The 12,726-nt window shown below is 53.9% G+C and carries 10 protein-coding genes; 4 read left to right on the plus strand and 6 right to left on the minus strand.

What is annotated here, in order from left to right:
- Positions 1-173: 173 nt before the first annotated feature.
- Together AAC019_RS04400 and AAC019_RS04405 are read right to left on the minus strand one after the other, a co-directional pair.
- Positions 174-3,212 carry a TonB-dependent receptor gene (locus AAC019_RS04400; RefSeq protein ID WP_339897362.1) on the minus strand — a complete coding sequence of 1,013 codons (3,039 nt, stop codon included), beginning with the start codon at positions 3,210-3,212 and terminating at the stop codon, positions 174-176.
- Positions 3,213-3,648: 436 nt separating this feature from the next.
- Positions 3,649-3,900: a GlsB/YeaQ/YmgE family stress response membrane protein gene (locus AAC019_RS04405; RefSeq protein ID WP_339897363.1), complete on the minus strand. Its 252-nt coding sequence runs from the start codon at positions 3,898-3,900 to the stop codon at positions 3,649-3,651.
- Between the two features lie 272 nt (positions 3,901-4,172).
- Here AAC019_RS04405 and AAC019_RS04410 point away from each other — a divergent pair, with 272 nt between their 5' ends.
- Complete coding sequence (locus AAC019_RS04410; protein ID WP_339897364.1) at positions 4,173-5,465, plus strand: DUF3300 domain-containing protein; 1,293 nt, start codon at positions 4,173-4,175, stop codon at positions 5,463-5,465.
- 33 nt (positions 5,466-5,498) lie between these two features.
- On the opposite strand, the gene spoT is transcribed toward AAC019_RS04410, so the two are convergent.
- The 3 genes from spoT to gmk all read right to left on the minus strand — a co-directional run bounded on the left by spoT (position 5,499) and on the right by gmk (position 8,719).
- Complete coding sequence (spoT, locus tag AAC019_RS04415) at positions 5,499-7,613, minus strand: bifunctional GTP diphosphokinase/guanosine-3',5'-bis pyrophosphate 3'-pyrophosphohydrolase (protein ID WP_339897365.1); 2,115 nt, start codon at positions 7,611-7,613, stop codon at positions 5,499-5,501.
- Between the two features lie 39 nt (positions 7,614-7,652).
- Positions 7,653-7,913, minus strand: coding sequence for a DNA-directed RNA polymerase subunit omega (rpoZ, locus tag AAC019_RS04420; protein WP_041521730.1), 261 nt, complete (start codon positions 7,911-7,913; stop codon positions 7,653-7,655).
- Positions 7,914-8,101: 188 nt separating this feature from the next.
- On the minus strand, positions 8,102-8,719 hold the full coding sequence (gene gmk / locus AAC019_RS04425) for a guanylate kinase (protein ID WP_339897366.1): 618 nt from the start codon (positions 8,717-8,719) through the stop codon (positions 8,102-8,104).
- 377 nt (positions 8,720-9,096) lie between these two features.
- Here gmk and AAC019_RS04430 point away from each other — a divergent pair, with 377 nt between their 5' ends.
- From AAC019_RS04430 to AAC019_RS04440, 3 genes are all read left to right on the plus strand, one after another.
- Positions 9,097-10,224, plus strand: coding sequence for a hypothetical protein (locus AAC019_RS04430; protein ID WP_339897367.1), 1,128 nt, complete (start codon positions 9,097-9,099; stop codon positions 10,222-10,224).
- A gap of 160 nt (positions 10,225-10,384) precedes the next feature.
- The gene (locus AAC019_RS04435) at positions 10,385-10,594 is read left to right on the plus strand and encodes a hypothetical protein (RefSeq protein ID WP_339897368.1); all 210 of its coding nucleotides are present in this window, start codon (positions 10,385-10,387) and stop codon (positions 10,592-10,594) included.
- A 230-nt stretch (positions 10,595-10,824) separates the two neighbouring features.
- Entirely contained in the window at positions 10,825-11,727 is a 903-nt protein-coding gene (locus AAC019_RS04440; RefSeq protein WP_339897369.1) for an aspartyl/asparaginyl beta-hydroxylase domain-containing protein, read from the plus strand.
- Positions 11,728-11,746: 19 nt separating this feature from the next.
- On the opposite strand, the gene AAC019_RS04445 is transcribed toward AAC019_RS04440, so the two are convergent.
- A complete protein-coding gene (locus AAC019_RS04445) occupies positions 11,747-12,652 on the minus strand; it encodes an SMP-30/gluconolactonase/LRE family protein (RefSeq protein WP_339897370.1) in 906 nt (301 codons plus the stop codon).
- Between the last annotated feature and the right edge of the window lie 74 nt (positions 12,653-12,726).

A 12,726-nucleotide genomic window follows, 5' to 3' on the forward strand; every position in this document is an offset into this window, starting at 1 on the left:
AAAGCGATCTAGTAATGATTTCGGCTAACAAACTGGCAGCAAAAATCATTACGACATAGCTTTAACTATACATCAATACCTCATAACAAAGAAAAGCCGCTAACAAGTTAGCGGCTTTCCCTGCGCTAGGTTAGCTCAGACCAAAGCCCGAGCATCACCCATATCAAACACTATTAGAAGGTGTAACGAGCACCAATATTGTAGCGTGCATAACCTTCGTAGTAACCAAGCACCTGGTCAGTAGAGCGACCATAGTTACGTCCGGCTTCTTCAGTGATGTTTAACCCTTCAGCAAAGATCGACAGGTTATCCGTCAAGTCGTAGCTAACGTTAACGTCAACCTGACTGTACTCATCAACATAGATTGGGTTGTTACCCGTGCCTGAAGTACCTGATGCCAGGAACGAATCGCGCCAGTTGTAAGCCACACGAGCCTGGAAGCCGTGCTTCTCGTAGAAGGCGATAAAGTTGGCCGTATCACTCACACCGGTGATCGAGAATTGCGGCTCGTTCAACAGCATGTTGTCAAAGGCTGTGTCTGCATCAACCATGGTGTAGTTAGCAATCACACCAAAACCAGTGTCCCAGAAGTTGTGCTGAACGGCCAGCTCCCAGCCGTCGATGTTAACGACACGATCAGAGTTAGCCGTTTCGGTGACATCCACGGGCGTATTCATGTCCTCACCCGGAATACCCACGATCACGATATTGCCACTGGCATCCAAGTAGGCGGTCTCAGGATCGGCATAATTATCGTAGATGTACTCACGAATTAGCACAGCATCACGGCCAACAGCGGCGACCGCCTCATCGTAGCGAGGGCCCATGGCAGGGTGTGGCGTGTTATCCAGAGGACCATCCTCTTCAACAACACGAGATCCGATAAAGTTTTCAACTTCTTTCTCGAAGTAACCTACCGATACATAGCTGGCGTCGCCGTAGTACCACTCTACCGATAAATCGATGTTATCCGACTTGTAAGGCTCAAGCCCTGGCGCACCGCGAGTAGCCGTTGCACCATCAATCCGTGGATTATCCGCGTAGCTAGTGCCACCGCGCATATCCAACCAGTTGGGGCGCGCAATACTCTGACCATAAGATGCACGTACAACCACATCCTGTATCACTTCTAACCTGGCATCAATCGATGGCAGCAAGAAGTCGTATTCACCGGTGTCAATGATATCCGAAGGCTCACCCACCATCGGCATTGAAAACTCGTTCGCCGACACCCAGCTGATTGGGCCGTAACCCTGTGCGGTAGCGGGGGTTTCGATCTCGGTAGATTCATAGCGCAAACCGGCATTTAAACCAAAAGGCATGCTGGCGATTTCGCTATCAAAGTTAACCTGTACGTAGGCAGAGTCAGAATTTTCTTTCACACCGTTGTACTGATCGGGCGCCTTAGCACAGTACCAGGTAGATCCATCGGAACAGTCGCCAGTACCGGCACCATCGTCATAGTTTGCCGCGGCAAAGTCACGCACATCGTAAAAATCAAATGAGAAGCGTTGGTTTAGCGGCATATTGTTGCTGCCACCCAAAAAGGCGATATCTTCAGCGGAGGTTTCGCCGTAAGAGCCGTTAAAGCGATCGAGAATAGTCTCTGGGGTAAACCACTCAGCAGGCATTTCGCCCGGCTCGCCCAAGCCGCCCCAGGTTTCACGCTGTACATTTGAGAATGCTGACTGGTAATCGCTCTCGGTACGCGCCACGCCGAACTGCAAGCGTAACGAATCGTTAAACTCCCACTCACCGTCGATTTGGATCTGGTCGATATCGTGCTTCATCTGGCTATTACGGAAGTAGCTACCCGATACCTGTAAGTCTTCTGGGCGAAGAGCGGTGCCACCGGCGCCATCCAGGACATCCAGGATCAACACAGGCATTTCGCCGGCCACGTTAACGGTCGAGCGATCACGCACATAAGCCGATACCGCAATACCTACGCTATTACCGAACTCATTACCTGGCTTGGCTTCTGCGGTTGAGCTATGAACATCCAGGCTCAAAGTCAGTGGATCAATGGGGTTCCACTCAACATTAAAGCCAATAGAGTCATTTTCATAAGAAACTGCCTGCTCGCCCACACCCATTGGCAAATCGCCATCGGTCATGTCTTCTGAGTACAGTAACGGGGTTTGTACACCGGGGGATTCTGCATCGCTAAAGATGGTGTTTTGACCACCAAAGTTAAACCAACCGCCGATGTCGTTATAAGTCGAGCTGATTTCGTTTTCGCTATAGGTGTAATCCAGTGTAGCCGTCAGGTTGTCTGTAGGCGCAAACTGCAAAGTCAGCTGACCATTGGTGCGCTTACGCTCAAACTCAGTAAACACATAGCCCATTTGCTGAGGGGTCGAGTAAATATCATCCGGTGACGGCTGGTTTTGGTGGTTGCCATTCAGGAAGTCGATACCACCCCAGGCATTATCAACACCCGCAACAGCACCTTCACTCCAATCCTGTACTACGGTACCGGGGAATGAGTTCCAACCCGTACCAATTTGTGCAGCGGCCGAGCCACCTTTACGCTCTTGGTAGCTACCGGTAACAGCCACACCAAACATGCCATCGTTAAATGAGTTGGAGTAGATACCAGAGATTTCCGGCGTCAGCTCTGAGTCAGTGGACGACTCATCCCACACACCTTTAACGCCAATAGAGGCGCGAGTATCGTTTTCCAGTGGGCGTGGCGTCACGATATTAATAGTGGCGCCCATACCGCCCGGAGAAACATCGGCGCGAGAGGTTTTGTAAACTTCTACGGCAGAAACGCCCTCAGACGCGATATTCCCAAAATCAAACGAGCGCGAACCAGAAGCAACAGTTGCCTCAATACTGGCACCGGGCATTTGACGTCCGTTTAGGGTAACCAAGTTAAAGTCTGGCCCCAGACCACGCACGGTAACTTTTGAGCCTTCACCATCACGACGGTCAATAGACACACCAGTTATGCGCTGTAGCGATTCTGCCAAGTTGGTATCGGGGAACTTACCAATGTCTTCTGCTGAAATCGCGTCAACAACACCACTGGCGTCGCGCTTTAGATCCATAGAACGCTCCAGACTGGCACGGATGCCGGTGACAATCACCTCTTCGAGCATTTCGTCGTCATTTTGAGCGTGGGCAATATTTGCCATCCCGGCGAGTGTGCATGACGCAACCGCGGTGGCGATAAGATTTCTTCTAAACTTGTGTTTGGTCATCATGAAGCTGATCCTCAAATACATTTATTTTTATAGCGAGCCAACTGTTGTTAGCCTATCCCCAGCCAATATCGCGCTTTTGTCGCAAAAGCGTCGTCCCACTTTGACAGGTAGCGATAACATGGCGTGTCTCACTTTACTAAACCCAAAGCGGGACACAACTTATGCTTTATTATCAACAACTTATCTTGTATTACAATTAAAGTGAACGAGAGGAAAATAATACATGGGACGCCCGTAAATGGGGGTAAAGTTAAGCTCTATAGTGTGTGGTTGTCGGCAAAAACCCAGGGCTAAGCGGAATAAGCAATCGGGTGACGGGCATTTAAAGTGCGTTATTTTTTCTGTTTGGCTAACCAGTACGCACAACCAACACCGCTAAATGGCCAAGTAACAGGCAGGGCAGCCAACGCCGGAGGAGCCCGGCGCCAGCTTAAACCTACGCCCTTTTAACCAGCCCAACAATAAAGAGCAGCAGTACAGCGCCAATGGTTGCAGTGATAATGGCACCAATTAAGCCACCGGCGGAAATGCCCAACAGCGAGAACACAAAGCCCCCGATTACGGCCCCAATAATGCCAACGATAATATTCCCCAGCAGGCCAAAGCCACCACCCTTCATCAGCAACCCGGCCAACCAACCGGCCACCGCGCCAATCAAGAGAAAAATAATCAAACCCGTGATATCCATAGTGTTACCCTTTCATTAGTGGGATGTATGCGAGGCCGTACCAACCACAAACAACCTCTATTGATATATAGCACAGCGAGGCGTCCGGCCTATGCCTGAGTTAAATCGATTACCTATTAGCCACTAAATCATTATTCCTCTACGGGGAATTGTCCGGCCCCTCGCTGTGTCTAGCAGCCTGCTAAATACTGTTAAGGCGTTCAGGCGGTATTAAGTTAGCCGCGTTACACTGTGACTCTAGCCTGCACTTTATAGGCACCCGGAGGCCCACGATGATGTCCATAAAACACCTTTTACAGCGCTCAGCCGCCACAGCACTGCTGTTATTAGCGGCACTCTCCAACGCTGCCGAGCCTGTTAGCGACGAAAAGCTACAGCAGCTGCTCGCCCCCATCGCGCTATACCCCGATACCGTGCTCACCCACGTGTTAATTGCCTCAACGTACCCCCTAGAAATTGTGCAGGCCGACCGCTGGGCTAAGCAGCACGATGATTTAAGCGGCGAAGAGGCGGTTAATCGCGCCCAAAATGAGCCCTGGGACCCAAGCGTTAAGGCGCTACTGGCCTTTCCGGACCTGCTCGCGCGGCTAAGTGAGGACTTACTATGGTCGCAGGAGTTGGGGGAGGCGTTTTTAGCCGATGAAGAGCGCACACTCGAGGCGGTACAGGCGCTGCGCCAACAGGCATGGGACAACGGCAGCCTGCAGCAAATGGAGCACCAAACTGTAGTGCGCGAAGAAAAACAGATTGTGATTCAACCGGTTCAGCGCGAGGTGGTGTACGTGCCTTATTACGACACCCGCACCGTGTATGGCACCTGGCGCTGGTCCGCGTACCCGCCGGTTTACTGGCCGCAGCCACCACGCTACCGCAGCGGATTTTACTGGGGCGTTTCGGCCCCGGTGGGTGACTGGTTTTACTTTAGCGGCTTTTACTGGCCCAGCCGCACAGTGGTGATTAACGTTAATCGCCCTTACTATTACGGCTCACACCGCCACTATGGTTACCACCGGGAATACACCCAGCACTGGCGGCACGACCACAACCATCGCCGCAATGTGCATTACCGCCAACCGTGGGCCGGCGCCCGTGACACCTACCCGCAGCGCGGGCGCAATATCAGCGACCGCCAGCGCGAACAGGTAACGCGCCAATTGCGGCACCACTCTAGCCGGTTGAATGCGCTTGGCGGTACCAGTGCCACCCGCTCGCCCAATACCGTAAAACGCACTGCCGCGCCCCGGGCCCAGCCGCAAACCAGCGTTAGGCGCCACACTACCCAGACAAGCCGCCCCGCGACCCGGGCGGCGGGCAACGATAGCCGCGCAGTGACTAATCGCACAGCCACAAGCCGTGCAACGCCGCGCACCCAGTATCAGCAGCCACGGACGAGCCCGTCCACCATTCAGCGTCAACCCGGCAACAGCCGCCCGGCTTACAGCGGCTCGCCCCGTAACACCATCGAGCGGCGCGCCACCCCCAGCAGCGGTGGCAGCCGCGCCGCGCCACAGCGGCAGGCGCCAAGCACCACCGGGGGTAATCGCGGGGGAAGAATCAGAGAGTAACGAATGCGGCTGGTGCTAGTGTGCTGTAACACCCTAGTTTTTACTGCGCTGAATCCGGATGACAAAGCTAAGGTTTCGGATACGGCGCATAATATTGGCCAAGTGAATCCGGTTTTGCACGCCGATGCATAAGCTAATGACGCTGTTGTGGGCGTCGCGCTCGTTAACGAGAATGTTCTCGATGTTGCCGCCCTGCTCAGTAATGCGCGTCGCCAGGGTGGCGATAATCCCGCGCTCGGACTCAACCTCCACCCTGATATCCACCAAAAACTCGCCGGAGACGGTAGGGGCCCAGTTTACATGGCTGATTTTTTCGGGGTTGTGACGAATTTCGGCCAGGTTATGGCAACTCTCCTGGTGAATCACCAAACCCTTACCCGAGCTAATGTGACCGATAATCGGGTCTCCCGGAATCGGCCGGCAGCAGCGGGCAAAAGTAATCAAAACACCGTCAGAGCTATCGATGGTTAACGGCGAATAGATGCTGCCGCCGCGCGGGGTAATGTCGGCATCGGGCTGCAGCAGTTTAGTTACTGCGTAGGCAATACGGTTACCCAAGCCGATATCCTCATAGAGCGCATCGAGCGAGGCAAGGCCGGTAGAGCTGAGCAGTTTGTCGGTCTGCTCTTCGGTCAGCTCGTCGACGTTTAAATCGATATCCGCCATAGCCCGGGCCAGCATGCGCTTACCCAAGGTAACCGAATGGTGGTGGCGCTGGTGTTTCAGGTAATGGCGAATGGCGCTGCGCGCTTTGCCCGAAATGGCAAAATTCAGCCAGGTAGGGTTAGGCTGGGCCCCCGAAGCGGTAATAATGGTAACTTTCTGCCCGCTTTGTAGCGGCTGTGACAAGGGCGCCAGGCGACCATTAATACGGCAGGCCACACAGGAGTTGCCAATATCCGTGTGTACCGCGTAGGCAAAATCCACCGCCGTGGCGCCGTGCGGCAGCTCGACAATCTTACCTTTGGGGGTAAACACGTAAACTTCGTCGGGGAACAGATCGATTTTTACGTTTTCGATAAACTCCAAAGAGTCGCCGGCGCGGCGCTGCATCTCCAGCAGGCCCTGCACCCACTGCCGGGCGCGGTTGTGGCTGCCACTCAAGGCCTCGTCGCTATTGGACTTGTACAAAAAGTGCGCCGCGATACCGGTATTGGCCATCTCGTCCATCTCTTTGGTGCGAATTTGCACCTCGATGGGCACCCCGTGCATACCCACCAAAACGGTGTGCAGCGACTGATAGCCATTGGCCTTGGGGATGGCAATATAATCTTTAAACTCACCGGCCACCGGCTTGTACTGGTTGTGGATCACCCCCAGCGCCCGGTAACAGGCGTCTACGCTATCGACGATAATCCGAAACGCGTAGACATCCATAATCTCTTTAAAAAACTTCTTCTTCTGCCGCATTTTTTGATAAATGCTGTACAGGTGTTTCTCGCGGCCAATCACCACGGCGTTGACTTTTTCGCGGCCCAGACGTTTTTCGATGGCCGCCTGAATCTGCTCGACCAGCTCTTTGCGGTTGCCGCGGGCCGTTTTTAGCGCCGCCTGCATCCTCGTCGCACGCAACGGGTACATGGCGTAAAAGCCGCGATCTTCAAACTCCAGGCGCAAATCGTTCATGCCCAGGCGGTGGGCAATGGGGGCGTAAATCTCGAGGGTTTCTTTGGCGATACGGCGTTTTTTGTGGGGTGGCATAGCGCCAAGGGTACGCATATTGTGCAGGCGATCGGCCAGTTTGACCAAAATAACCCGCAGGTCATCAGCCATGGCCAGTGCCATTTTCTGGAAGTTTTCGGCCTGCTTTTCGGCCTGAGACTCAAACTCGATCTGGGTGAGCTTGCTCACGCCGTCCACCAGCTCGGCAACCGAGTCGCCAAATTGCTTGGCGATGGCTTTTTTAGCAATACCGGTGTCTTCAATTACATCGTGCAGCATCGCGGCCATCAGGCTCTGATGGTCCATATGCATGCCGCTTAAGATATCCGCTACCGCCAGCGGGTGAGTAATGTAGGCCTCACCCGAGCGGCGCATTTGGCCGTCGTGCGCCTGCTCGGCGTAATAGTAGGCGCGCTTGACCTGGTCAATTTGCGAGGGTTCCAAATAAGACGAAAGCCGATGGCTCAGAGCCTCAATGGTTAACAACGCTATCCTCCCAAATTTGCGGGGTAACCCGCGTAAAACTTAAATGTGCGATTCGAAATTGTGGTGCTCTTCAACTCGCGGGGCCGGTGCTGGCTCGTCACGCTCCAGCAGGATGCTGGCATCAATAAAGCCTTCTTCGATCTCGCGCAACGCGATTACGGTAGGCTTGTCGTTTTCTTCCGCGACATGGGGCTCTTTGCCGCCCACCGCCAATTGGCGTGCGCGCTTGCTGCTTACCATCACCAGCTCAAAGCGGTTATCTACGTGATCCAAGCAATCTTCAACAGTAATACGTGCCATAAGTTTTCCGTCGATTTCCGTCAGTCTAAAATGTCTGTCCGCCCACTTAAACATAGGCGGGGCGGCAGGTGCGCCCTACAGGGTATTATGCGGTACAAACGCCCCAAGAGCCAGAGTCGGCGCGAGGCGGGGGCGATATTGTACACAAATTACCCATCGGGGGAAGGGCAAAAGCCCAAACCGGGGCATTATTTTGCCAGCAGGGCGCTCAGCAGCTCGCTATGACGCTCGGCCTGAAACTGCTGACGCAAGTGCTGGCTGGTAATCAGCGCCTGAAACTGCGCCAACGCAATAGTGAAGTCGTCGTTAATAATCAGGTAATCAGCCTCAACATAGTGAGAGATCTCATTCATTGCCTCTTCCATACGCGCGGCAATCACAGCCGGGTCATCTTGCCCACGGCCCGTTAAGCGCTGACGCAAACAGGGCAGTGACGGGGGCAAAATAAACAGGCTCACGGTATCGGGCATCAAGCGACGCACTTGCTCGGCGCCCTGCCAGTCGATTTCTAAAATAACATCAATACCAGAGCTTAACGTCTGCTCAACCCACTGTTGGCTAGTGCCGTATAGGTTGCCAAACACCCGGGCGTGCTCTAAAAAATCGCCCTGCTCCAGCATCGCCTCAAACGCGTCGTGGCTGGTAAAGTGGTAATCGGCACCTTCAACCTCACCGGGCCGCTTAACCCGGGTGGTATGCGACACAGATACACACACCTCGGGGTTGGACTCGACCAGAGCGCGAACCAAGCTGGTTTTACCGGCGCCAGAGGGTGCCGATACGGTGTATAAGATGCCTTTACTCATATGTCATATCCAAATTGTACCCAACGCCTACAGGCGTATTGTTTGTCTGGCCCACGCCTTGGCGTATTTGCCACAAGAGCGTCGCTCGCGCCGTCAGCCTTAGCGCCGCTGCCGGCAATCAAGTGTTTGCTCACTATAGTGAACATTATGCCACGTATCCAGAGCCCGTAAGTACCGCGGGTAAAAGCCGCCTCGCCATTGCAACCGGCAAAAAAACATAAGCCCCGGGCTCGGCGCGCGCAGATTTTGCGAGCTCTGCCCGTCCCTGCGCCACAGAAGTTTGATAGACTTTTAGCCCAAAACAAACCTCGCCACCTCCCAAAGGCGCCCAATCGCTATTAACCGCTTGGCAGCCAAACGAAACGGAGATTCTCTGCATGGACAAGTCGTACCTGAGCTCACTAACAATACTGGGGCTCGCCCTCGCGGGCTGCACCTCGGCGCCAACCGCCTATCAACGCCCCGACACCGCCAACACTCCCAAGCACGAAACCGCCGTGATACAGGCAAGCACCGAAGTCACCGGCTCGCTACTGCCGGACTTTCGCGGTAGCCAAACCGTTTACACCCGCAAAGATCGCCGCACCATCGAGAACAAAACCACTCTGGATGCCTGGTGGGGCAAGATGCTGGGCGGCGACCAACACAGCGCGGACATCTTTCGTCTGGATCAAGCCAAGGCCACCGTGGTGAACTTCAACCTCCGCGAGTACTACGAGTGTGAGATTAGCGAGTGCCCGAGCCTGGTTAACATGCTCGACGCACTGGGAAGTTCAACGGAGGGCACAGACCAGCCCGAAGCCTACGACCCGGAAGACAACACCAGTTGCCCACTGACAATGACCAAAAACAGCTTCACCGTGGAAGATACCGGCCAGCGCAAAACACTTAACGGCTACCCCACCAAGCTGTATCAGGCCAAGTGGGAGCTGGTTCAGCAGGATAGCTCTCAGCGACAAAACCAAAACAGCCTACAAATCGATTTTTGGACCACGCCACCGGATGCCGACATCCAAAAAGTATGGCAAATCCACGACCAGATTACCGATGCCTATATAAAAGAGGCAGAGCTTGGCAACAGCCCGCTGGCTAAGTTCTTACCTGAAAGCATTTTCCGCTCGCTATCGGTGTTTAGCGGCGACACCAGTGGCCAGTCCCAGCAGTGGGACAACGAGGTTAGCCAAAAACTGGCCTCCATTGAGGGCTACCCAATCAATATCGACCTAAACTGGTACGCGGATAACAACGCCTGCCAAGACGAGACAACACCCGCGGCACAAACCAGCTCGGCGACCGACCCGCTAGGCGCGCTGAAAGACATGGCCGGTAATATGATGGGGGAGGCGGTTGCCAAACAACTCGCTCCCGACGCGTCCGAGCCGGTGCTCAGCTATCGCTACCACATCACCAGCGCCCGCATCGAGCAGGTTTCCGACAGTATCTTTGAGGTGCCGGCAGAATTTAGTAAAAAGCCGCAACCGAGTTGGACGCAACAGAATCAATAACCCAACCTGCCCGCCACGGCATAAGCGGCGGGCTGTTACCGAGCCGCCCCGGCACTTTGCGACTGCCGGCAAGCGTGTGAATCTAATGTGTACTACAATGGCATCGCGCAGCCGGGCGCAGCTCAGGCCGCGCCGTTTAACCACACAGCGGAGCCCCAACATGAGCGACTTTTTAACCCTGGACGAATGTGCAGCGCGTCTGGGCACCAGCCGTCACTTTGTCGACACCATGGTCAAAAAAAATCGCTTACACCCCAACGAAAACGGCAAAGTACCAGTGACTGAATTTGAGCAATTTGCCACCTTACTCAATAAGCTGCGCGGCGGTGGTATTGCCGCAATGGTCGATGCCGTCGATAAAGACTTGTAGCCGCGAGACCATTAGCTTTACCAATTTTTGCCAACCTCTACTGCCCAGCTCACGTAGCATACGTTATTATGGCGGCTTTCCGGGTGCCAATGCACCTCAACCTATATTTGTTCAATTTCGCAATAACAATAATATCCCCGTCACTTAGCGAGCGCCCCAATCACCTGGGCGGGTCGAATGACGTCTGCCATAAGGCAAGGGGAATCAGGCGAAGCAAAAGGAGATGATCCATGGGGATTGTTGTTTTTGTCTTATTTGTTGTCTGTGCCTGCTATGTGCAACTGCGGGGCAAGGTGCGCCACGAAAAATTAACCCGCCGGCTTACCGACCACTCTAATTTAATGGCGCCGCTTAACTGCCTGTTTTATGCGTTCTCCAGAGAGAAAAACACGCCCTATCTGGATGTCAGCCACTTTCCCGAGCTGCAAAGCCTGCAAGACAACTGGCAAACCATTCGCGATGAAGCACTGGCGCTAAACAGCGAGGCACACATAAAAGCATCGGACGATCTGGATGACTTAGGTTTTAACTCGTTTTTTCGCACCGGCTGGAAGCGCTTTTACTTAAGCTGGTACGGCGACCCGGTTAAATCCGCCGCCCGCCTGTGCCCTACAACCATCGAGCTGCTGCAAGCGCAACCCTCGGTAAAAGGCGCCATGTTTGCCATGCTGCCACCGGGTGCCACGCTGGTAAAACACCGCGACCCCTACGCCGGCTCACTGCGCTACCATTTGGGGCTGGTTACCCCTAACGATGACAACTGCTACATCAATGTCGACGGCGAGAAATACAGTTGGCGCGATGGCGAAGCCGTTATGTTTGACGAAACCTATATCCACTACGCCGAAAACACCACCGAGAAAAATCGCATTGTCTTGTTTTTAGATATTAAGCGCCCCGTTACCTTCGCACCCATCGACTGGATTAACCGGGGGTTTTCCCGTGCGGTCATGTCGGCCTCGGCGACCAAGAATATGCCCGGCGATAAAGTCGGCTTCTTAAACCGTATTTTCGGCTCCGTGTATCAGGTACGCATTTTAGGCAAAAAGCTAAAAGCCTATAACCGGCGTTTGTATTATGCGCTGCAATACGCTTTGTATGCGCTATTGGTTTACTGGTTATTTTTTGCCTAAGTTTATAAGCCCCTAACTATCACTCACGATGCATTTTAGCCCAGTCACTGCCAGGCAAATCATTCACAAACGATTCAATCGTGCCGCGCTTTTGCATGGTAACAAACGCACGCTTGCCATCATCGCCGCCAAACGTAATGTTGGTGGGGTGCTGGCCGGTTAAGCTAACGGTGCGCAGCAACTCACCGTTGGGCGATAAAACAGCTACCTGCCCGGCGCCGTAACGGGCGATATAAAGATTGCCGGCCACGTCCACGCTCATGCCGTCCATACCAAAATCGGCAAAGCGGTAAAACAGCTGTTTATTGGCAATATCGCCCCCGGGGGTTACGTCATAGCGCCACACCTTGCGCTGTACGCTTTCGTTTACGTACAACACACGGCCGTCGGGGCTCAGCTCGATACCGTTGGTGGTACCCATATTGGCCTCTAACAATTGCGTTGCCCCGTCGGTATCGACACGCCAAAGCTGGCCGGTGCTATCGGCCCAGTTGGGGTCGCTGGCGTAAATCACACCACTGTCGGCCAGCACAATGTCATTGGGCTGATTCATATTGTCATCGTGGGCAAAAACACTCACGCTTTTATCGGCGGCGCTTACTTTTAACACGTTATGATTCACGTAATCGGCAATAAACATATCGCCCTGTGCATTAAAACGAATGGCGTTGCCGATGCTGTCGTTACTTAAGCTAAGCAAAATCTCGGCACTATTTTTGTCGGCTACCACACCAATGGTACCCTGACGCTCAAAGTTTACCGCGTACAGGTTGCCGTAACGGTCTACGGCCGGCCCCTCCACGCCCGAGGTAAAACTGTGCTCGGGCAACCAGTCTTCCGTTGCCGGGGCGGGCGGTGTCGCCGCGCAAGCCACCTGTGTCACCACTGCCAGTGCCAACGCGCTAAGACACATTTTATTTTTCATGTCGTCATCCTTTTCGAAGGTTTCACCTTCGTTGTATTGCATCAGTGGTCAACCAAAGATGTAGAATAAAAAAG

It is taken from the genome of uncultured Gilvimarinus sp., assembly GCF_963975215.1.
GTDB lineage: Bacteria > Pseudomonadota > Gammaproteobacteria > Pseudomonadales > Cellvibrionaceae > Gilvimarinus.